This window comes from Nitrosopumilus sp. S4 (genome assembly GCF_054515835.1).
In genome coordinates this window covers 410,964-430,715 of sequence record NZ_CM137258.1, presented here as the reverse complement: position 1 = coordinate 430,715, position 19,752 = coordinate 410,964, and the positions used below count along the sequence as shown (strand labels likewise).

At 34.0% G+C, this 19,752-nt stretch carries 26 protein-coding genes and 1 tRNA gene; 6 read left to right on the top strand and 21 right to left on the bottom strand.

The window, feature by feature from the left end; translation table 11 throughout:
* Positions 1 to 284: 284 nt before the first annotated feature.
* Complete coding sequence (locus ACX119_RS02350; RefSeq protein WP_459351540.1) at positions 285 to 623, bottom strand: hypothetical protein; 339 nt, start codon at positions 621 to 623, stop codon at positions 285 to 287.
* A 199-nt stretch (positions 624 to 822) separates the two neighbouring features.
* On the opposite strand from ACX119_RS02350, the gene ACX119_RS02345 reads away from it, so the two are divergent.
* The gene (locus ACX119_RS02345; protein ID WP_459351539.1) at positions 823 to 1,056 is read left to right on the top strand and encodes an ATP-binding protein; all 234 of its coding nucleotides are present in this window, start codon (positions 823 to 825) and stop codon (positions 1,054 to 1,056) included.
* 411 nt (positions 1,057 to 1,467) lie between these two features.
* Here ACX119_RS02345 and hsp20 read toward each other — a convergent pair whose 3' ends face one another.
* On the bottom strand, positions 1,468 to 1,965 hold the full coding sequence (gene hsp20, locus ACX119_RS02340; protein ID WP_459351538.1) for an archaeal heat shock protein Hsp20: 498 nt from the start codon (positions 1,963 to 1,965) through the stop codon (positions 1,468 to 1,470).
* A 125-nt stretch (positions 1,966 to 2,090) separates the two neighbouring features.
* On the opposite strand from hsp20, the gene ACX119_RS02335 reads away from it, so the two are divergent.
* Both ACX119_RS02335 and ACX119_RS02330 read left to right on the top strand, forming a co-directional pair.
* Positions 2,091 to 2,297 (top strand): hypothetical protein, encoded by a 207-nt coding sequence (locus ACX119_RS02335; RefSeq protein WP_459351537.1) that lies wholly within the window; start codon positions 2,091 to 2,093, stop codon positions 2,295 to 2,297.
* A gap of 483 nt (positions 2,298 to 2,780) precedes the next feature.
* On the top strand, positions 2,781 to 3,089 hold the full coding sequence (locus ACX119_RS02330) for a hypothetical protein (RefSeq protein ID WP_459351536.1): 309 nt from the start codon (positions 2,781 to 2,783) through the stop codon (positions 3,087 to 3,089).
* A gap of 12 nt (positions 3,090 to 3,101) precedes the next feature.
* Here ACX119_RS02330 and ACX119_RS02325 read toward each other — a convergent pair whose 3' ends face one another.
* The 6 genes from ACX119_RS02325 to ACX119_RS02300 all read right to left on the bottom strand — a co-directional run bounded on the left by ACX119_RS02325 (position 3,102) and on the right by ACX119_RS02300 (position 8,326).
* Positions 3,102 to 3,572 carry a Dps family protein gene (locus ACX119_RS02325; RefSeq protein WP_459351535.1) on the bottom strand — a complete coding sequence of 157 codons (471 nt, stop codon included), beginning with the start codon at positions 3,570 to 3,572 and terminating at the stop codon, positions 3,102 to 3,104.
* A gap of 65 nt (positions 3,573 to 3,637) precedes the next feature.
* Positions 3,638 to 4,438 (bottom strand): amidohydrolase family protein, encoded by an 801-nt coding sequence (locus tag ACX119_RS02320; RefSeq protein ID WP_459351984.1) that lies wholly within the window; start codon positions 4,436 to 4,438, stop codon positions 3,638 to 3,640.
* Positions 4,439 to 4,443: 5 nt separating this feature from the next.
* Positions 4,444 to 5,082 carry a GNAT family N-acetyltransferase gene (locus ACX119_RS02315; protein ID WP_459351534.1) on the bottom strand — a complete coding sequence of 213 codons (639 nt, stop codon included), beginning with the start codon at positions 5,080 to 5,082 and terminating at the stop codon, positions 4,444 to 4,446.
* A 274-nt stretch (positions 5,083 to 5,356) separates the two neighbouring features.
* On the bottom strand, positions 5,357 to 5,506 hold the full coding sequence (locus tag ACX119_RS02310; RefSeq protein ID WP_459351533.1) for a hypothetical protein: 150 nt from the start codon (positions 5,504 to 5,506) through the stop codon (positions 5,357 to 5,359).
* Between the two features lie 69 nt (positions 5,507 to 5,575).
* Positions 5,576 to 7,186, bottom strand: coding sequence for a hypothetical protein (locus ACX119_RS02305; protein WP_459351532.1), 1,611 nt, complete (start codon positions 7,184 to 7,186; stop codon positions 5,576 to 5,578).
* 261 nt (positions 7,187 to 7,447) lie between these two features.
* Complete coding sequence (locus tag ACX119_RS02300; protein WP_459351531.1) at positions 7,448 to 8,326, bottom strand: methyltransferase domain-containing protein; 879 nt, start codon at positions 8,324 to 8,326, stop codon at positions 7,448 to 7,450.
* An 89-nt stretch (positions 8,327 to 8,415) separates the two neighbouring features.
* On the opposite strand from ACX119_RS02300, the gene ACX119_RS02295 reads away from it, so the two are divergent.
* On the top strand, positions 8,416 to 9,612 hold the full coding sequence (locus ACX119_RS02295) for a hypothetical protein (protein ID WP_459351530.1): 1,197 nt from the start codon (positions 8,416 to 8,418) through the stop codon (positions 9,610 to 9,612).
* A gap of 3 nt (positions 9,613 to 9,615) precedes the next feature.
* The gene (locus tag ACX119_RS02290) at positions 9,616 to 10,434 is read left to right on the top strand and encodes a SirB1 family protein (protein WP_459351529.1); all 819 of its coding nucleotides are present in this window, start codon (positions 9,616 to 9,618) and stop codon (positions 10,432 to 10,434) included.
* On the opposite strand, the gene ACX119_RS02285 is transcribed toward ACX119_RS02290, so the two are convergent.
* From ACX119_RS02285 to ACX119_RS02270, 4 genes are all read right to left on the bottom strand, one after another.
* The gene (locus ACX119_RS02285) at positions 10,431 to 10,601 is read right to left on the bottom strand and encodes a hypothetical protein (protein ID WP_008299658.1); all 171 of its coding nucleotides are present in this window, start codon (positions 10,599 to 10,601) and stop codon (positions 10,431 to 10,433) included. The two genes, ACX119_RS02290 and ACX119_RS02285, sit on opposite strands and share 4 nt — an antisense overlap.
* A gap of 73 nt (positions 10,602 to 10,674) precedes the next feature.
* On the bottom strand, positions 10,675 to 10,836 hold the full coding sequence (locus ACX119_RS02280) for a hypothetical protein (protein ID WP_179371275.1): 162 nt from the start codon (positions 10,834 to 10,836) through the stop codon (positions 10,675 to 10,677).
* 42 nt (positions 10,837 to 10,878) lie between these two features.
* Positions 10,879 to 10,965 (bottom strand) — tRNA-Ser (locus tag ACX119_RS02275).
* A gap of 33 nt (positions 10,966 to 10,998) precedes the next feature.
* The gene (locus ACX119_RS02270) at positions 10,999 to 11,745 is read right to left on the bottom strand and encodes a metallophosphoesterase family protein (RefSeq protein ID WP_459351528.1); all 747 of its coding nucleotides are present in this window, start codon (positions 11,743 to 11,745) and stop codon (positions 10,999 to 11,001) included.
* A gap of 105 nt (positions 11,746 to 11,850) precedes the next feature.
* Here ACX119_RS02270 and ACX119_RS02265 point away from each other — a divergent pair, with 105 nt between their 5' ends.
* Positions 11,851 to 12,882: an isocitrate/isopropylmalate dehydrogenase family protein gene (locus ACX119_RS02265; protein ID WP_459351527.1), complete on the top strand. Its 1,032-nt coding sequence runs from the start codon at positions 11,851 to 11,853 to the stop codon at positions 12,880 to 12,882.
* Here ACX119_RS02265 and ACX119_RS02260 read toward each other — a convergent pair whose 3' ends face one another.
* From ACX119_RS02260 to ACX119_RS02220, 9 genes are all read right to left on the bottom strand, one after another.
* On the bottom strand, positions 12,883 to 13,419 hold the full coding sequence (locus tag ACX119_RS02260; RefSeq protein WP_459351526.1) for a HemK2/MTQ2 family protein methyltransferase: 537 nt from the start codon (positions 13,417 to 13,419) through the stop codon (positions 12,883 to 12,885).
* Positions 13,394 to 14,101 (bottom strand): ribosomal RNA small subunit methyltransferase A, encoded by a 708-nt coding sequence (locus ACX119_RS02255; RefSeq protein WP_459351525.1) that lies wholly within the window; start codon positions 14,099 to 14,101, stop codon positions 13,394 to 13,396. The genes ACX119_RS02260 and ACX119_RS02255 overlap by 26 nt, the downstream gene beginning before the upstream one ends.
* Positions 14,098 to 14,664, bottom strand: coding sequence for a DUF655 domain-containing protein (locus ACX119_RS02250; RefSeq protein ID WP_459351524.1), 567 nt, complete (start codon positions 14,662 to 14,664; stop codon positions 14,098 to 14,100). The genes ACX119_RS02255 and ACX119_RS02250 overlap by 4 nt, the downstream gene beginning before the upstream one ends.
* A gap of 20 nt (positions 14,665 to 14,684) precedes the next feature.
* A complete protein-coding gene (locus ACX119_RS02245; RefSeq protein WP_459351523.1) occupies positions 14,685 to 15,011 on the bottom strand; it encodes an RNA polymerase Rpb4 in 327 nt (108 codons plus the stop codon).
* A gap of 2 nt (positions 15,012 to 15,013) precedes the next feature.
* Complete coding sequence (locus ACX119_RS02240; RefSeq protein WP_459351522.1) at positions 15,014 to 15,313, bottom strand: 50S ribosomal protein L21; 300 nt, start codon at positions 15,311 to 15,313, stop codon at positions 15,014 to 15,016.
* 56 nt (positions 15,314 to 15,369) lie between these two features.
* Complete coding sequence (gene rlmN / locus ACX119_RS02235; protein ID WP_459351521.1) at positions 15,370 to 16,425, bottom strand: 23S rRNA (adenine(2503)-C(2))-methyltransferase RlmN; 1,056 nt, start codon at positions 16,423 to 16,425, stop codon at positions 15,370 to 15,372.
* Between the two features lie 77 nt (positions 16,426 to 16,502).
* On the bottom strand, positions 16,503 to 17,690 hold the full coding sequence (gene radA / locus ACX119_RS02230; protein WP_459351520.1) for a DNA repair and recombination protein RadA: 1,188 nt from the start codon (positions 17,688 to 17,690) through the stop codon (positions 16,503 to 16,505).
* A gap of 83 nt (positions 17,691 to 17,773) precedes the next feature.
* The gene (locus ACX119_RS02225) at positions 17,774 to 17,956 is read right to left on the bottom strand and encodes a 30S ribosomal protein S30e (RefSeq protein WP_048115322.1); all 183 of its coding nucleotides are present in this window, start codon (positions 17,954 to 17,956) and stop codon (positions 17,774 to 17,776) included.
* Between the two features lie 41 nt (positions 17,957 to 17,997).
* Positions 17,998 to 19,722: a B12-binding domain-containing radical SAM protein gene (locus ACX119_RS02220; RefSeq protein WP_459351983.1), complete on the bottom strand. Its 1,725-nt coding sequence runs from the start codon at positions 19,720 to 19,722 to the stop codon at positions 17,998 to 18,000.
* Positions 19,723 to 19,752: the final 30 nt, after the last annotated feature.

Below are 19,752 nucleotides of genomic sequence, written 5' to 3'. Positions count from 1 at the left end.
AACTAGGATAAATTATGAGTTTATTTTGTGAAAAATGCAATAATCGTAGATTACCAAAATGGATAAAAACAGAAAATGTGACACTTTGGCTTTGTGATACATGTAGTAATTATGTAGATTCTGAGAATCAATTCATACGTGACGTTAATTAATTAGAAAATCCAATCATGTTTGAAAAATTTTTGTGTCTAAGAGATTTGAATTAGAAAAAATACAACAGTAAAATGAGGATTTTTAATTGTTTATGATAAAAAGAGAAAAATGAGAATAACTAAAAATTATTTCTAACGTTTAGCCTTTCTTGCAGTACGTTTTGCTTTAGTTGCAGTTTTTCTAGTCTTTCTTTTGGTTGTACTAGCTGCTTTCTTTGCAGTACGTTTTGCTTTAGTTGCAGTTTTTCTAGTCTTTCTTTTGGTTGTACTAGCTGCTTTCTTTGCAGTACGTTTTGCTTTAGTTGCAGTTTTTCTAGTCTTTCTTTTGGTTGTACTAGCTGCTTTCTTTGCAGTACGTTTTGCTTTAGTTGCAGTTTTTCTAGTCTTTCTTTTGGTTGTACTAGCTGCTTTCTTTGCAGTACGTTTTGCTTTTCTAACAACTTTTTTTAGAGTTTTTTTGGCTTTTGCCATAACAAATTTTAAAATTCATTGCGCTTTAAATCCAAAACAAAAGCACAAACTGAGCTTTAGTTAAATTTTTTTAGTTAAAAAAATCAAAATAAAATTTTGTTTAGTAATTTATCTGACATTTAGATCGTGATAAAAAATGAAAATCAGTAATAATTGAGAGTATTTTTTTCTTCAAACTATTTTAGTTATGAATAAAATCATGGATCAGACGAGCCAAATCAAGCAAGATGAAGAAATTACGAGAATTCAGGCACTAAAAGACCTAAAAATACTTGATACTCCTGTAGAGGAAAGATTTGAGCATCTTTTTACAACTAAAAATGATGGTACAGGATTTGGACTAGGCATTTGTAAATCTATAATCAATCAACATCAAGGCGAAATCACTGTACAAAACAATCCTACAACTTTTACGATTACATTACCAAAATAGATAATTTCTAAACTTGAGATAAAATTTCAAAAATCTAGTGTGGAGGATAATCCCCCACACTGGTGAATCGTTTGTTCTTTGATTTATGCCAGTGAAGCAACTGTATGAGTTAGGAGATCACCATACATACATGTACTATGGAATTTGATCTGGGTGGTCTTAAAGCAATTCTTGCAAATCTCCTGAATGGTTTTAGTGCAATGGAGGCACTTCAAATGTACTTGAAGTTCTCCACCACAGCTCCTACAAGAAGTATCTGGCAAGGAATATTCACCTCAAGGGAAATTTTTTCTGCCAATCCTCCATTTGCTAACTATGTCCTCAGGGTATGAAGAAATTTTGTCAAATGAAGATTTGACAGATTTTCTGATCTGAGAGAATGTAGTTTTTGTCATACAATCTACCTCCATTCTATTCGACTGACACTAGCTTGCCTTTTGGTTTTTCTTCGGCAAGGGAAAAAGTCAGTTCTAGAACTCCATTTGTGTACTTTGCTTTAGCAGAGTTTTCATCTACTTTGTATTTGAGAGGAATCTTTGTACTGTATTTTCGATCCCCATGCTCTGCTGAAATAGACACAATATTATCATCCACGTTTACTTTAATGTCAGATTTTTCAATTCCTGGCATTTCAGTAACGAGCTTTAATATTCGTGCTTTTTCATCTATTGTCTCATCAACAAATGGTTCACGTACGCCAGACTCGCTAATTGCAGAAACTGGTTTTGTATTTCCCCATTCCTTGACATGAGGTTTTCCATCAGGGCCTACGGTCATTTCATATCCGTAATAATAGGGACCAAAAGTTTGGACTTGTCCTCCTAATGGATAATCGAAGACGTCGCCGGAATTAAAAAAGCGATTCGACAATCTTCGAAATGTATTTTCGAATTGGTCATCAAACCACATTTGTTTATCACCAATTTAGTGTAATACACATTACAAAATATAAAGATTTTGCATAATATGTCTATTTTTTACTTTATGTCAAATACATGACAAAATTAAAATATAGATTCTCATAGTGGAATGTAATGCAAGTTCTCCATCAAGAATTTGAACAAAACCAAGCAAGACCAAAATTGGAAAGGCAGATCACATATTTTTGCAGACTCTGCAGAGAATATGGTGTTAAAACAAGAAAAGCACATTTACAAAATTTTCACAATGCAAACAGAGATACCGTAACGAAAAGAAGCAATCAGGATCTTGTAGATGTAATTTTCATTGAATCAAGATAACACTAGAATTAAAGAAATTTGAATTTTTTTAAAAAAAACAGAACTTCAAAAAACTATTACTTTTTTGAAGCCTTTTTTGCTGTTGTCTTTTTAGCTGCTGCTTTTTTCTTTGCTGCCATAATCATCGATAATTTCACTTAGATTTCTATAGGTGAAATTGAAAAAAATATACCAATTAGGTATAATTCAGATCACTATTTTGGAACACTGTGGATCAAAAAATGATCCAAAAATTACTCAAAATGTAGAATATTACCAAGAGATTAATTTCAAAGAGGAATAAGTAGAAAGATCTTTTAATGGATGGAGAAGAATTTTCCACATGATTGACTATGAAAAATATCTAAAGTGTCAAGATTGTAAAGACTCTGGGTTGTATTGTAAAAAACATAGAAATGAAGTAGAGGCAATTCTCCAAGAACAAGCCAATTCCTAAAATAACATAGATTTTAAAGATAAATTATCTAATGAATTCTAAGCGATATGAATCCATTATTTCAGCTAAGTACAAGAAGTTATGACAAAGAAATTCCAATCATAAAAAATGCGTTAATGGAGTTAGAGAAAGATTGTGATGTAAAAAATGGATATAAGATTGAAGAGCCATTTCAAAAATTTGGTTGGACTTTTTTTAATATTCAAATTAGTGAAGAGATGGCAGATACAATTGAAAAATCGGGAATGATGGAGGGTGCATTAGGATATAAAATTGGAGAGCAAATGACAAATTTTATTGGGCATTATTTGGAAACAAAAGGTAGTTCAGTAAGAATAAAAAAAATAGATTATTGAATTTTAAAAAAATTATTCAAGAAAAGAACGTAGCATCCAAGCCATTTTCTCATGCTGTTCCATTAAGCCTGTAAGAAAATCAGAAGTACCTGCATCACCTAATTGAGTACAAGTTTCAAGATCTTTTCTCAAACTTTGTATTACAGATTCATGATCATCTAAGAGATTTCTAAGCATTGTTTTTGCCTCGGGATAGGTATCTGCTTGCTCTTTGAGTCTAGCATTTCTAAGAAATTCCTCTAGCGTAGCAATGGATTTACCACCTAATGAACGACTTCTTTCTGCCACCTCATCAACAATTCCATCTATTTGTTCATATTGGGATTCAAAGAACTTGTGTAAATCATTGAATTGGATTCCTGTTACATTCCAATGGTAGTTTCTTGTCTTTGTATACAAAACATACTCATCAGAAAGTAAATTATTTAGAATTCCAACAATATTTTTTGAATTTTCAGATGAAATTCCTATATTTGGTTCCATGGGTATTGATAAATTGAAATTAAATAAAAAGGATCTGCATAGTTTTGTAAATTAATTAAACTATTTCAGGAAATCTTGTAGAGTTTTTTTGCATTCTTGTACATGAAATTATCTCTGAATTCTTTTTTGATATTGAGTTTTGCTACAAAGTTTAGATAAGAATCCATTGTACTAATTGGCCAATCAGTTCCATACAGAAGATACCTTGGTTCTCCTGCATAGTTAATTAATTCAGCTACCTTATCTTTCATCATTTTTTCAAAAAAGTGATCAAAAGAGCCAACAACAAGTCCAGATACATCTGCAAACACATTCTTGTTCTTGTAGATCACCTCTTGTGCATCTTGAATCCAGGGATTTCCTAAATGGCACATTACAATTTTTAGTTCAGGATTATCAACTGCTACATCGTCTAAATTAAGAGGTCTTGCAAATCTTAATTTTCCTTTCTCTGAATAAGTATCACCAGTGTGAAACATTACAGGAATATCAAATTCAATACATGTGTCATAGACTTTTTGGTATCGTTCGTCATAAGGATAGTAGTGTTCATAGCCAGAATAAATTTTCATGGCTTTAATTTGACCATCTTTAATCCATTTTCTATATTGTTTTAGATCTTCATCTGTGTGATTATCAATTGTAAATCCTGCTGCAACACCCAAATTGTCGTATTTTTTGATTCCTTCAATGATTTGTTTTGTTGAGGGTCGTTGTGCGTTTACCTTGTAAGATGATAAAATAATAGCATAATCCACATTGTTGCTGACCATTTCAGTTTGAAGCATTTCTAGTCTATCTTCAAGTAATGGAATATGCTCTGTTAACTCATATTGATTTACATGAACATGGCAGTCAATGATCATTTTTACTAAAATTGTGGATTTTTCCACTCAATAAAAGTTGCATAGTTTAATGATCGAGGATCCTTCATGTAATTTGGCAGAATTTTGATGAATTTGAAACCATTTCTTAACTGGAACGATAAGACCGGTTCTTTGACTTCGTGTCTTTTTACCTTTTGAACATATTCTAATGGGGTCATGTTTTTTGCATTTTCACCATAGTTGATTAATCTTCCACCTGAGATAATTCTACGTAATCCAAGTTTAATAGCCAAGTTTTTTCTTGCATCATACAATTTTGTTGCAACCCCTAGCCTTCTAAAATCAGGATGTGCTGAAACATCTGCGCCATAAAGAGAGTCACCTTTGGGATTATGATTCTTAAAGAGACTTCCACCGCATGCTTCTTTCCAAGTATGCTCTTTGTATTCAGGCTCCAAATTTATGATCAAACTACTACAAGATCCAATTATCTTATCTTTGTATGCTGCAACAAACTGTCCCTCTGGGAAAACACTAAGATGAGATTTAAGATGTTCTGGTTTCCAATAAACACCTTCAGCAGCCATTAATGGAAAAGAAGCTTTTTGCAATTCTACTACCTGGGGAATATCATCATAATGCAAATTACGAATTATCACTTTAGTTCTAGATATTTCAGTCAAATCAAAACACCGTGATCAAAAAGGCGTATACCAAATATGAATTATGTTCAATTAAAGAAAGGTTTTGCGTGACATTTACCTCGATTGCATATAAGAAAAAATACTAGATATTTAACATAACTAAATTGACTTTGGTATAATTTGTATCATTTTAGTTCTTTAAGAAGACTCTTTGTAAATCTAGGTGACCCATTCCTAAGCTCATTTAATTTCAAATAAAGGTGGAAGGTTTTTTGTTCTAAAAAACAAAACACAACATCAAGATATTCGTGCATTATTCATCATCCTTGTTAAAAATCCACGATAGACCCATCATATCCATTGCCATTAAACTGGTTGAAACAGGGTTTTTGGCCTCAAGTTCAACCAGAGAAAATGACTGGTTTGGTCTTTGGTCATATTTGTATTGAATTACAGTTGACACAATTTACATTAAATTGAGAATTATATCATAATGTGTTTTGATTTGTGGTATGCTAATTTCCTAGAAAAATTATGAAACTTTGATTATACCTTGACTAATCAAAAATTCAATCCCCTTTACAAAATCCCTTTCAGAAATTAATCCCTGGGCCCACCATCCGGCATTATTTTTAACCCACAATGGAATTTCTTCAGAATTATTTGAATTTACTTCATTGGTATTAACTATCAGCAATTTTTCTTTAATCAAGAATTGAATAGATTGAATAAATTCACTATCGGCAACAATCCCATCTGCCCACCATCCTGCACTGTTCTTAATCCAAGATGGGATAACAGCAGTGGATGGCTCAGATATTATTTCATCTGAAGAGAAGCTAAAATCAGATTTTGATGTAAAGAAGCTATCAAAGTTTTTGGAATTTTGTCCAGTCAAAATTAATTTAAATTGATATTTCCCATCACCAGGTATCAAAATAGATTCTTGAAGAATTCCATTTTGTGCCAATAGACCCAGATATTGATCGCCAGAACCAATGTTTGACCAAACATCTTTTCCAGATGAATCTGTAATGCTATATGCAAACAATGTATTTTTAGCTAGATTTTTTGAGTTATCAAAAAATGAAAATGTAAAAGGTATTTCTTGTCCAGATGCAAGTTTAGAGTCCCAGGTAACATTTGCAGAATATCCATTTTCAAAAGTAAAATCTAGTTGTTGAAGTTCTGTCTTTTGTCCAGATATAATTTCAATTTTCATGTCATTGTTATTCTTGGAGTTTAATTTGCTCTCAATATTCATCATTTCTTGATGGGGAATACTAATTCTGAGAATATTTTCATCATCTGAAGAGACATCATAGACAAGTGCGCTATCTGGAAGTTTTACCCCTTCAGCATAAACAGCAATATCATATCCCTGCTTGAAGATAGGAAAATTCTTTTGAATATGGATTACATTTGTACTTTTAGAAGAGTGTTCTTGATTATGTCCCATTACAAAGGGCATGTCATAGGAGAGTTTACTTGATTTTTCATCAAAACTAAAGTTATTGATTTTGCCATCATAAGATTTAATGACTATAGGGTATTCTTGTGCATTAGCTGTTTTTACAACAAATGTTTCTTTGAGTGGGACAGATAGAAAAGTTTCAAAAAGCAAGTCACTTGCAGTCATTGTTTTTGGATTTGTTGCACCAACAATTGAAACTTTGATAGTGTATTCTCCACTTTTATCAAAAACGGGACCTTGAATTACAGGTCTAGAATCACCTCGTGCATAATAACCGCCTGCAATAGCATGTTTTTCACCAAAATATTTTGTACACTTCCAAAGATTTTGATCTTTACATCCTACTGTAGGCCTTATTTCAAGATCAAGCTTCCCATCTTCATCATAAAAATACTCATTTGCAACTAGATTGTCTTCTTGATAAATTTGTACACGATAGGTAACACTTGGAATGTTAATGTTAGTGTCAGTGTTAAAGAATCTAATAGATAAATTCGCAGTGTTAGAGTCCTCAAAAATAAAATCCAAGGGTGATAAAATGGATGTAACTGCAACGTTGAGTCCTCCTAAATCAATTGGAGGAGCAGTTGAGCCAGAATGATGTTGAGCAAATGCAGGAGTAATAGAAGTAACAAAGATTACTAAAACCAGTCCTAAAATTATTTTCATAATCACAATTTTTTATTATCATTTGAGGATAAATATTATTGCAAAAAAAGCGAGAATTTTTTTAAAATATGAGTAAAATCATCTCAAAAGGCACTCCACAAAATGAAAATTAAATTTATGATTAATTATGTGGTACTGAATATACGTCCTAAACCTGTAATTTATTGGTGAACCGCAAGTCCCCAATTTTATGCGGTCACCAAATTTTGTTCATGTAGCCTTTAGGCACAATATTATCAATAATTTTTCAATTAGAATTAATCAAGAAACGATTTTTTGCCCTAACACAAAATCAACTTTATAATCCAATGTTGCACGTGGGTTTAATTTTAATTTCCACGGAATAAAAGAAGGAGTTTTGGTTTTTTGTGAAATGTTAAATCCCAATTCAAGCATTTTTGTGCGTAAAGTATGCTCGTCAAGTGGTTTTTTTACGGAATTTGTCCCTCTATCAAAATCATAAGGATCAGAGATTAACAAAGCACCATTTGAGATTTGTTTTGAAATATGTTTTAGAAATTCAGTTGGTTCAATTAATTCTAGAACATTGAGTGCAATAATCAAATCAAATTTAGTGAAACCAAATACCGGAGACAAGGAATCTGCTATGATGTAATCAAGATTATTTTTTTGAGATTTTTTTGCATATTGTAAAGCACTAAAGGACCTATCAATCCCCAGTACAAAATTACAAGAGTCAGCCAAATGCGAAGTGATTATTCCTATAGAGCAACCATACTCCAAGACCAAATTAGTTTTTGAATGAGGTTTGAGATTTTTCTTCATTACTGAATAAAATTTAGAGTTTTTACTATTTTGATAAATTTTAGACCATCTCTCTTCAAGTGCCGTTCTATCATCATTTTGTGATTTCTTTAGCAGTGAGGATCTCAGAAATGATTTTAATTTTTTATTGTGAATTGTCTGATAGAGTTTTCCTCCAAGGATTTTACGAGAAGAAAGATAATCAGAAAAATCATCCCATAAAATTGGGATTTTGTCAATTATAGGAAATTTCAATTTACATTTTTTGCATTCTAGAATTCCTTCGTCGATTTCGATATCATGACTTAGTACTTCAAGATCTAGATTTCCACCACATCTGGCACATCTGATAAATTCAAGAGTGGATTCTAGCATTAACAAATCAATAACAGATAATCTAATAATTTCTTTTATTCAGGAAATCAAGATAATGTTAAATGTAGTATTTTTTGATTTTATGCGACTTGGGAGAATTTGAAGAGTTTGCAGAGGCCTTGTTTGGTCAGCTATCAGTTGAAATCAATGAGGAAAAAGAGATCAGGCAGCTTGCAGTCACGGCAAAAGAGGACATCGGGGAGCAGGTAAAATTCAAAGAAATAGACGAAATAGCAAAGGAAATCTTTCCAGAATACAAAGACAAGGTAGAGAAATTTCTTGGGGTAAAGGTTCCAGAGAACATTCAACTAGAGTTTCCAGAGTTAGAGGATTTGAAAAGATTAAAGGGTGACAAGGTGTTTGCTGACAAAGAATCCAAAGAATTTGTAATAGAGTTATTTGATGCAGTTGCAAAAGAGGATCTTAAAAAAATTGCAGAATTAATGAAGAAAGATACTGCAAAGTATTTGGTTTACTCTACTTATGCAATTCAGTACATATCTAAAATTACTACAACATACGGGGATTATTTGGATTCAGTAATTTATCTAAACAAATTCATTTTGTCAAGATATCCCCAAATAATCCTCCACAAACATGGAGAGCCATACCAATCAAAATTCGATAATGTAAATTCAGGATACATTGGTGCTGTTAAAATGACAGTACTAGAAGAATTAATTCATTCAGCACAAGAGAACTTGCAACAAATTAACAAAAATGCTGCAACGCAAGTAAACAAAATCAATGAAGAATTGGCCACCATAATTTTATCACTGGATACACAAACTATCAACAAATTATCAGAGTATTGTCAGCTACAAGCAGTACCAGATGACTTTCCATTTGCAAAGAAAGCAAATCTGTTTTTCTTTTTGAATCCGGATCACTTCCTAATTGAGCAGATAGGACCAGATGTAATGACTTTTACACATGTAGAAATTGATCCTAAAATTGGTGAATCCATCCCACAGCTTTTAGATATCTACAAGCGGTGGCTTGTTCCAATTCAACAACACCATGCAGCATTTACTGCAATGGAAGGAATGGCAAGTTTTGCAATTGAGGAAATCCTAAAAGAGGATAAAGATTTTCAGAATTATCTAACAACCTTTATGGGAACAGATTTCTCATCATATCAGGTTAGAAAAAGTATGGGAAAAGATTTTACAAAAACACTATATGAAAAATTAGGCACAGATACTTTCAAGAAAATGATTGAAATTCCTCCAAACACTAGGGAACTCAAGGAACCTCAATTGTATCTAAAAAAACTGAGTTTGTGATAATTGAAAGAAGATTTTGATCCATTTGTAGCTGAATGGGTTTCATTTGTAAAGAATCCAAACTTCAACCTCGTTGAAAAGTGTTTGAAATTTGCTCAGATTATAGAATACCCAGATCTCAAAGTAGACGATTATATCAAAAAAATCAATGAGATCGGAATGTCTCTAAAAGAGTCACTAAGTGATGTAAAAAATCCAACGTACTTAATTTCAATGTTAAATGAGCATCTTTTTGAGAATTTAGGATTTAGTGGCGATGATAATGATTACTATAATCCCAAAAACAATTTTCTAAATGAGGTAATTGATAAAAAAGTAGGACTTCCAATTACCATTTCAATCCTATATGCAGAAATTGCAAAATTTATTGGACTAGAACTTAAAATCGTAGGATTTCCAAGCCATGTTCTTGTAAAATACAATGAGGAGATGATCTTAGATCCGTTTTATGATGGAAGACTATTAGACGTTGATGACTTGCAGGAAATTCTAGATACAAATTTTGGTGGTGAGCTTGAATTCCAACCAGAGTTTCTAGATGAGATTAGTTCAGAACAAATTCTAATTCGACTAACACGAAATTTAAAAAAGTCATATGTCCAATCGTTTGTTTATGATAAAGCACTTCGATGTGTAAATATGGTTTTAGCAATAGAGCCTGAATCACCAGAAGACATCAGGGATAAAGGAATTTTAGAAGAAAGACTATTGCATCCAGAAATTGCGTTAGAGTACCTCAACAAGTATTTAGAAATTAATCCAAATGCAGAAGATGTAGATTTTATTTTGGAATTAATTAGAAGTATAAAGACAAAAAATTAATCAATAATTGAATCTACGTCGGTTCCTTTTTTGATCATTGAGATTTCATGACGAGCTATTTTATTTCTCAATGCTCTTTTTAGAATATCGACTTCACTTCGGAGTAATGCAATCTCATCTTCAAGTTTTGCAACTCTCTCATAGATGGTTTCAGCTTCTGAACTCATATTTATCTATCAGGAAAAATTTGTCTTAAAAAGTTATGGGTAAATATTTTGATGGACGGGTTAGCTTTTTGAACTATAATTCAAACTCTTGGCGACATTTCTCGCATTTTCCTCTCTCTTGTCCTGGTGGACCAAGAAGGAATACCTTACCAATTGTTTTACAGACTGGGCACATTCCAGTTGTTGCATTTTTTGGGCCTGTGCGAATAATTTTTTGAGTTTTTCTGCGTCCCATTAAAGAAACCTACCGATTCGGTCTATTAAGTTTAATTTTTGATGGCGCGGGGAGGGGGATTTGAACCCCCGAGTCCTTGCGGACATGGGATTAGCAATCCCACGCCCTACCAGGCTAGGCGACCCCCGCATGAAGAAGCCTAGAATTAATCTGTAAATAAATTCACTCGTCAGCTGAAAGATTGTAGTTATTTACCAATTCATCAATTGGCATTCTTTTTCCACCTACAATTTTGAGATCGACTTGTATCTTTTTGTTTGAAATTGTGAGTATGTTGTATGTATTTTCAAATAATCCACGAACTCGCTCTGAGGTTGCAGTTCCAGCATTGACAACTGTTAGTGTTTTAAAATTCCAAGCCCAAGGTCGGTGCTTGTGTCCACATAAGACAACATCAACTTTAGAGTCCAGCACAGCTCGTAAGACATCACCAGCATCAACTACAGTTAGTTGATCAGAGCCAGTGTCAGGAATCGCAATCAGATGATGATGCATTGCAACAATTTTTACTTTGTCTTTGTATTTTTTCATGGTTCTCTCCAACCACAAGTTTTGCCTATGTCCAACCTCGCCCTCATTTCTATCAGGCCTTGCAGTTCCAACAGTAACTAAAACTACATCATCACCTAGCTCATTTACTGTTTCAAATGGAAAATATTTTTTAAATAAAAGATAACCAGTGTTTCTGTAATCATGATTACCACTGATGGTGATAATTTTTTTTGTTTTAAATTTCTCTAGCAATGATTTGCATTTTTTGTATTCTCCCATCAACCCTTCATTGGTAAGATCTCCTGTAATTACAATCACGTCAGGATTAAGTTCATTGACTTCATCAACTAGAATATCAAATTTTTCTTGTAAAAATTGGGAACCGACATGAAGATCAGAGATCTGAACTATTTGCATTATTGTTTAATGTAACAATCATCTTTTAAATCATATCTATAGATTGCAATGAATTCTAATAATCAAGGTAGGATTAAATAATAATCTCCTCAAGTTTATGCAGTTTTGAGTAAAAAAGCAGCAGTGATGAAAGGAGACGGAATTGGTCCTGAAGTTGTTGAATCAATGCTCAAAGTTCTAAAAGAGTGCAATATGCAATCAGAGGTTATTCTGTGCGAGGCAGGCTCTGAGCAGTGGGACAAAAATGGAAGAAAGGACAAATCATACATTCCTGATGAGACTATCAGGATTTTAGAAGAATCAGATGCTTGCTTTAAGGGACCAACCACAACTATTCCAGTTCCAGGTGCACCAAGAAGCGTTGCAGTTACATTGCGTCAAAAATTCGAGTTATATTCCAACATAAGACCAACTAAAACATTTGATAGATTAACACCAAATAGAAAGCTTGACTGTGTTTGTTTCAGAGAAGCAACAGAGGGGCTCTATACAGGAGTTGAGGCAAAAATTAACGATGATGCAGCTATTGCAATTAGAAAGATTACAAGACAAGGCTGTGATAGATTTCTAAATTCAGCTGTAAAGTGGGCAAATCAATACAACTTGAAGAAGATGGTTGCAATCACTAAAAGAAATATTCTAAAAGAGACTGACGGTATTTTTTGGAATTGCGCCCAAAAGGCAGTTGAAGGAACAGGAATTGAATTATCTGAAATTTACATTGACAACATGGCTCAGCAGATGGTAGTAAATCCTGAACAGTTCAATGGGTCAGTACTAGTTAGCACTAATTTATTTATGGATATTATCTCTGAGCTTGCTTCAGGTCTAGTGGGTTCTATTGGATTAATTTATTCTGCAAATATGGGAGATAATTTTGCAATGTTTGAGGCAGCACATGGAAGTGCACCGCAATTTGCAGGACAAAACAAGGTAAACCCAACTGCAACTGTTCTATCAGGTGCATGGATGGCAGAGTATCTTGGAGAAAAAGACATCAGAGATGCAATCTTTGATGCAACATACCAAGTAATTAACGAAGGAAAGGCAGTAACCTGGGATATTGGAGGTAATGCATCAACTACTCAGATGACTGATGCAATTATCGAATACGCAAAAAACAATCTAAAGAAATAATCAATTTCTAGCTTCAACTAAAATCAGTTCTTCAAAGAATAGTTTCTTTTTTGCTATAATTCTAGTACTCAAGCCCAATTTTTGTGCGTAATTGATGAGTTTTTCATAGTTTGAAAGAGAAGATGTAACAAAAACAAATTTCCCATGCTCTTTGAGATTATTAATTGCCGAATCAAAGATTTTTTTTGGAATCTCAAATCCTTCTGCCCCACCGTCGGTTGCAACATCTAAGATCTCATCTGTTGCAAGGTAAGGTAAATTGCACACAATAAAATCGAATTTTATTTTTAGTGCATCTGATCCGTTACAACAAATCAGATTTTGTGTTTTGTATGAGGATTGATGTGTCAATACATCAAAGTTAATGTCAGTTCCAACAACAAATGAGAAATTATCAGTCAAAATAGAGGTTAGATATCCAGACCCGCTACCAATATCTAAAGCAAAATCTCCTTTTTCATTTTCAATATTGTTTGCAATGAAAAAAGTATCCTCAGATGGAGGATATTCCTCATTTTTCAAGTATTTGCTTTGCAAGATTAATTATTTCATCTCCAGACAGATCATCTACTCGTTTATCGATTAATGTTTCCTTGTCAAATTGTTTTAGAATATTTTTGATGGTTTTACGTCTATATGAGAAAATTTTGTTAATAGTTTGAATTAACTCCTTTGGAAGAGTGTTTTTTTGTTTAATTTTTAAAATTACTGAATCAATTTTTGGGGGAGGTGAAAAATTGTTTTTTCCCACTTTTGAGATAGTATTTATTTCAAAAGCATGCTGGGCAATTACGCTAATTGCTTTTCTTTGTTTGGTGGATTTTGCAAGAATCTTTTCAGCAAATTCTTTTTGAACCATTATTACTCCATGTGAAAAGGATTTTTGTGAAAGCCATTCTATTGCATCTTTGCTTCTAGAATAAGGAAGATTTGAGACAAAGATTGTAAATGAATCTTTTTTTTTAAATCCATCTCCAGATTTTAAAATCAAATTATCATGATTTGAAAACTTTGACTGGGCATTTTTAGTTAATTTCTCATCAGCATCAACTGAGATGACCTGCCCTGCCTTCTCACAAAGAAGTGGAGTTAGTATTCCTAGTCCTGTTCCCAATTCAAAAACAACGTCATTTTTTGATATTTTAGCCTCAGAAACGATGGATTGAGCAATTGATTGTGAGTTTAGAAAGTGTTGTCCGAGTAGTTTTCGCTTTATCATCTCTTTACAAAGAGATTCATTCTACTCTCACCAGTGATTTCATCCATGATTCTCTCGGAGATGTGTTTGATTGGTTCTTTGAATCCAACTCTGTCTTGCAAATCCTGATAACTCTCAAACTGTTTCTTCTCTCTCTCCTCCAGCATTGTTTTCATGTAGGTTTTTCCAATTCCAGGAATTAGTTCAAGTGCATGAATTCGTGGAGTCAGAGGTCTTGCATTGTTAAGATATGAAACAAATTTTGATTCATTGCTAGTTACAATGTTTTCTACCACATTTGGCAATTCACTTTGAGCAGATGATGATATTTTATCATAATCCATCTTACCTAAAACAGATAGAACTTTGGTTCGTCCTTCTTTTCCGATGTATATCTTCTCACCAATTTCAAATGTAGAATTTGGAACACCAAGAACTTCTAATAGTGTTAAACGATCTTCACCAATGGCAGTAACAATGATGCCTTCTCTTCCTCTAACTGTTGATGATTTCCCTCTTGGATTAAAATCTAGAACATATGCATATTCCTCATACTTTCTAGGTGGGGATTGTGCCCGATGCAAAATAAAATGCTCCTGAAAAGTTACGAGTGCTCCTTGATTATCTTGAGCATTTTTTCTAGTGTCTCAGCAAGAATTAGTTTTTTCCAACCAAATGTAAAAGAACGCAATTCAGCTAAGCTTGTTGGTCTAATGTTTACAATCTCAACAGCTTCATCTTCTGTCAATTCACATTCTTTGATAAGTTGTTTTTTCATGTCTTTGGCATCTTTTGGTTCTATAGATACAAATTTTGAAACATAATCAAATGTCCAACGTTGAATTTGGTCCATCTCTTCAGGATCAACTTTTCCTAAAATTTCTTTAACTTCTGATAGAGAAATAGCTTGTTTCTTTTTTATTTCTTCCATATCTATACACCGAATGGTTTTATGTGATCCAATCTAGTGATTAAGGTTTTCGATTTATCACCTAATTTTACATCAAGGGTAATAGCACGTCTTCCAACTTTAGTAACGACACCTACTTTACCGTGATATCGTCTGTGTGGTAATCCCTTGTGCTGTCTTGGATCAATGATGACAAGTGCTTGCTGACCCTCATGATATTCACGAAGTAAGAATGAGACTCCTCTTGGGGCGTCTTTTTTCATAACAGATCGGGATTTGTGTTTAAATCCGTGTGAACGACCATGGGATTTCTTAGTTGCCATAAGTGTGAAATCTCTGAAAGCCCTATTTTAAGACTTAGAACAGATTTTTGCAAAAATTAGCCAATTATGTCGGTTCGTAGTTGTCCACAAGCAGCAGAGATCTCAGTTCCTTTCTCTACTCTCACAGTACAATTTACACCAGCATCGGACAAAATTCTCTCAAATTCGAGTACTCTTGCCTTTGATGGCCTCTTAAAATCCCCTGCCGTAGGATTAATTGGAATCAGATTAACATGAGAGCCATTTCCTTTCAAAAGTTTTGCAAGTTCTTTTGCAATTTCTGGAGAGTCATTAACTCCCTCCATCAAGGCATATTCAAAAGTCACACGTCTTCCAGTTTTTTTGAAATAACGTCTTCCTGCCTCAATAATATCTTCAACAGAATTTGGTCCTGCAGTAGGAACAAGTTCTTTTCGTAATTTGTTGTTTGGAGAATGAAGTGATATGGCAAGACCAATCTGTAAATTTTCTTCAGCTAGTTTATCGATTCCAGATACAATACCGATAGTAGAAACTGTGATGTGTCGTTGACCTAGTCCAAAACCTCTATCATGTGTTAAAATTCGTATGGCTCTAATCATTTCATCATAGTTTGCCATTGGCTCACCCATTCCCATAAACACCAAATTGGTTACATGTTCTCCACGTTTCTCTAAAATTTCTGCAAAATGAATCACTTGAGATACAATATGTTCAGCTTTGAGATTTGTTTCAAATCCCATCTGTCCGGTTGCACAAAATACACATCCCATTGCACATCCAATTTGAGTTGAAACACAAATCGTTGATCTTGGATGACCACCAATTTTAGTTGAAGGGTATTGCATCAAAACTGTTTCCACATTATTGTCATTTGATAAATTGAGCAATAGCTTTGTTGTCTCCCCATCTTCACTTACAATTCTATGGGTCTCTTTAGCAGAACCAATAGTGTACCCAGCTTCTGTTAGTTCATCTCGTAGTTTTTTTGGCAGTTGTGGTATGTCGTTGATGTCTTTTGGGAATTTGTAATATAACGGAAGTAATATTTGATCAGCTCGATATCTAGGATAACCCATATCCATTACTAGCTTTTCCATCTCTTCAGGAAGAAATCTATAAAGATCTGTCATGAAGTACTAACTTCTCAAATCATATTATAATTTAATCAATGAAGGAAAAAATTAAAGAAAATAGAAAATAGAGAGGTTTACTCTTCTATTGGTTCAGAATCATCAGATTCTGCACTTGTAGATTCTACAGATTTTTCGTTATCACTTTTTGCAGGAGTGACTTCTGTAGTTTCAACTACTGGTGTTTCTACTGTAGCCTCTACTTCTGGAGTTTCAACTACTGGTGTTTCTACTGTAGCCTCTACTTCTTTGGTCTTTTTGGTAGTTGTCTTTTTAGTAGTCTTTTTGGTCTTTTTCTCTGCATCTTCAGGGTCTATGACTCCTGCTTCACCTAGTGCAAAGATGACTTCTTCCTCAGGATGATGAGGACTATCCACCATTCTGGCAATTCGTTTTTTGCCTGATTTCTTAAAGTAAATTCTGTAGGTACTTGTATGTGCAACTACATTTCCACCAATTGGACGTGTTGGATCTCCAAAGAAAACATCAGGGGAAGCCATTACTTGGTTGGTTGCAATTGCAGCACAGTTGTATGTCTCTGCAATTCGAGATAGCAGATGAACAAAGTGATTTAGTTTTTGTTGTCTTGTAGATAGTGTACCTCTTCCAAGATATTCAGAGCGGAACAATCCAACTGCTGAATCTGCAACAATTAGTTTTACATTGTGCTCTTCAATTATTGGACCAGCTTCTTCTAGGATCAGTACTTGGTGTGCACTGTTGTATGCACGTGCTACTATGATATTATCAAGTACTTTTTCTGGATCCATCTCATGAGCTTGTGCAATGGATACAATTCTTTCAGGTCGAAAAGTGTTTTCAGTATCAATATACAAAACGCTGCCTTCAAGACCGCCTTCTTCTTTGCTTTTTTGAACCATCACAGACATTGTATGAGCAAATTGTGTCTTACCACAACCAAATTCACCATACACTTCTGTTAATGCTTGAGTCTCAACTCCACCATCAAATAACGTATCAAGACAGTTTGTACCTGTTGTAATTTTACCTATACTTTGTCTGTGCTTGTAAATTTCACTTGCACTAACAAAATCTTTAGCAATTAATCCACCTTCAACTAAATGTTGGCGGGCTTTATTGACAATTTTGTCAGCAGTATCCTTTTCCATTCCAGTGATTTCTGCAATTTCTACAGGACCCCTGACGATGAGATCCATGACGTTGTGGATACCTGCATCGGATAATTTTCTTGTAGTTACAGGACCTACGCCCTCTAAACTATCTAATCTTAAATCTTCTACCATACCGTATGGTACGGTACCAGTACTTTATAAGAGTATTGTTTTAGAAAATGATCGCAATTTGATAAAATTCTAGTAATGATTGACTAACGTCTCTTTCTTCTTTGGCCTGGTTTGTTTTGTCCTGGGAATCTACCAAGAACAAATCGTTTTTTGAAGTTGCTCTTATTTCTAAGACTAGAGCTTGTACCTACAATCTTTCTTCCTTCAACCTTTGGAGTTTGTCCTCTTACTTTACCTGCTTTGGTAAGTGAACCGTGTGTTGCCATGTTATAATATCACCATTTAGTGAATTTATGTATTTGTATGACTACCAGTACTTTGCTTTAACAGTCTCAATAACTTGCTCGTGTTCCTTACTCTTTCTGCGTGCATATCTTTCCATTGCACCTAATGGAACACCACCAAGAGATCTTGCTATCGCATTAAAGAAGTATCTCTGAGGTCCTTTAGAACCAGTCTTAGTCATGAATTTTTGAATACCATATTTGAAATTGTGCTGCCATGTCTTGTATAAAACGCCTAGTTGAGCAGGAGTCATTTCATTTCCAATATTGAAGAAATCAGATTTTTCTAGCAATCCAATTGGGACAAATGTTAGTGCTGTTGCAGTAAACATTGAATCAGGTTGTTCATGCTCTAATTCACTAATTAGACGAATAGTCTCCCATGAATCTTCAGGAGTTTCATCATTGTCAAGACCCATAATCAAAGTGAATGCAGGAATCCAATAATCCTGATTCAGAGTTTTGACACCTTCTTTTACAACCCAGTGCCATTCATCTGGTGAGTATGGTGCAAGTTTTCTATCAGCATATTTGCCAATTAATCTAAGGCTTCCAGTTTCAAATCCAGCTTGGACACCAATCATGTTATCAGGGCCAGCCTTCATGATTCTAGAAAGATTTGGAATTAACTTCTCATCTGCAATAGCTCCTGCCAAAGTTCCATGTGTAGGATTTGTGTGTTCAACACCCGTAGACATTATTGCGGTGAATAATTCTTCTAGTGCTTCTCTGTTTGGCTCCATACCTTTTGCAGTACGGGGATCCATTCCATAAACAAAGATATCATCACTGTGAATCCAAGCAGACTTGGAACCACCTTTCTTCATGTTAATTTCGATTTCTCTTTTTACTTTTTCTGGAGGATAATATCTCAATGATCTTAATGTAACGTCACAAAATTTACATCCTCTACCACAACCTCGCATTACTTCAACCATTCCATGCATACTTGGTTCTACGATGTCAGGAATCTCTTCTAGTTCTGGTCTATCCCAGAAATTTACAAATCTTCCATGTAGTTTCTTTCCGTTTCTTTCAAATTCTTTGATGTTAACTTTAAAGTCACTACGTTTTCTGAAAGGATCCATATTTTCAAAATCACCATTAATCAAATAGTTGAAGAATCGACCTGCATGTCCATCAATTTCCGGAGCTATACCTCCAAGTTCTCCTTCTAAAATTGCATAAATTCCAAATTCTTCAATTTTTTCTGGATCATAGTTGTATTGCCAAGTTCCTGAAGCACCAGAAATTACTTTTGCTTTGCTTCCAGTTTTTGCTTTTGCAGCTTTGATTCGATGATGTAGTTCGGTGTTATAATATTCGTCATAGGACATTTGTTTTCTACCATAAGTGAATGTCATTGTTACAGGACCCATTCCAAGTGGATCCATTTCATAGGTTCCAATAACTTCCGTTTGAGGTCCAATGAACTGCTCAATATGATCCGGATGAGCAACTACAACATCCTGTCTACTAAAACCGTCTCGAAGTAAACCAGCCTCTAATTTTCTCAAGCCGTATGGTGCATAATTTGCAACACCGTTTGTATGAGGAATATAATTACAAATAAAATCAAACAAAATTTTTGGAGTTACTTGTTTTCCAAGAATCTTGTACCAAAAACTACTCTTATCTCGATTTGGGTCTATTGCTGGAGCACATCCAAAAAATGTGGCCAATGACAAACCACGGTATGGCGACATTAGCGTTCTATCAGCAGTTAACACTATCTTTGGAGTTCCCATACCCTTCAACGAAATAATTTTATGATTTAT

Excerpts from the sequence above, each read along its gene's own strand:
- ACX119_RS02245 (WP_459351523.1), bottom strand. The coding sequence starts at position 15,011 with ATGGAAGAAATAAAAAAGAAACAAGCTATTTCTCTATCAGAAGTTAAA.
- ACX119_RS02255 (WP_459351525.1), bottom strand. The coding sequence starts at position 14,101 with ATGATAAAGCGAAAACTACTCGGACAACACTTTCTAAACTCACAATCA.
- ACX119_RS02305 (WP_459351532.1), bottom strand. The coding sequence starts at position 7,186 with ATGAAAATAATTTTAGGACTGGTTTTAGTAATCTTTGTTACTTCTATT.
- hsp20 (WP_459351538.1), bottom strand. The coding sequence starts at position 1,965 with ATGTGGTTTGATGACCAATTCGAAAATACATTTCGAAGATTGTCGAAT.
- ACX119_RS02325 (WP_459351535.1), bottom strand. The coding sequence starts at position 3,572 with ATGGAACCAAATATAGGAATTTCATCTGAAAATTCAAAAAATATTGTT.
- ACX119_RS02285 (WP_008299658.1), bottom strand. The coding sequence starts at position 10,601 with ATGAGTTCAGAAGCTGAAACCATCTATGAGAGAGTTGCAAAACTTGAA.
- ACX119_RS02320 (WP_459351984.1), bottom strand. The coding sequence starts at position 4,438 with ATGATCATTGACTGCCATGTTCATGTAAATCAATATGAGTTAACAGAG.
- ACX119_RS02220 (WP_459351983.1), bottom strand. The coding sequence starts at position 19,722 with ATGGGAACTCCAAAGATAGTGTTAACTGCTGATAGAACGCTAATGTCG.
- ACX119_RS02300 (WP_459351531.1), bottom strand. The coding sequence starts at position 8,326 with ATGCTAGAATCCACTCTTGAATTTATCAGATGTGCCAGATGTGGTGGA.
- ACX119_RS02280 (WP_179371275.1), bottom strand. The coding sequence starts at position 10,836 with ATGGGACGCAGAAAAACTCAAAAAATTATTCGCACAGGCCCAAAAAAT.
- ACX119_RS02330 (WP_459351536.1), top strand. The coding sequence starts at position 2,781 with ATGAATCCATTATTTCAGCTAAGTACAAGAAGTTATGACAAAGAAATT.
- ACX119_RS02225 (WP_048115322.1), bottom strand. The coding sequence starts at position 17,956 with ATGGCAACACACGGTTCACTTACCAAAGCAGGTAAAGTAAGAGGACAA.
- ACX119_RS02335 (WP_459351537.1), top strand. The coding sequence starts at position 2,091 with ATGCAAGTTCTCCATCAAGAATTTGAACAAAACCAAGCAAGACCAAAA.
- ACX119_RS02270 (WP_459351528.1), bottom strand. The coding sequence starts at position 11,745 with ATGCAAATAGTTCAGATCTCTGATCTTCATGTCGGTTCCCAATTTTTA.
- ACX119_RS02240 (WP_459351522.1), bottom strand. The coding sequence starts at position 15,313 with ATGGCAACTAAGAAATCCCATGGTCGTTCACACGGATTTAAACACAAA.
- rlmN (WP_459351521.1), bottom strand. The coding sequence starts at position 16,425 with ATGACAGATCTTTATAGATTTCTTCCTGAAGAGATGGAAAAGCTAGTA.
- ACX119_RS02345 (WP_459351539.1), top strand. The coding sequence starts at position 823 with ATGGATCAGACGAGCCAAATCAAGCAAGATGAAGAAATTACGAGAATT.
- radA (WP_459351520.1), bottom strand. The coding sequence starts at position 17,690 with ATGGTAGAAGATTTAAGATTAGATAGTTTAGAGGGCGTAGGTCCTGTA.
- ACX119_RS02350 (WP_459351540.1), bottom strand. The coding sequence starts at position 623 with ATGGCAAAAGCCAAAAAAACTCTAAAAAAAGTTGTTAGAAAAGCAAAA.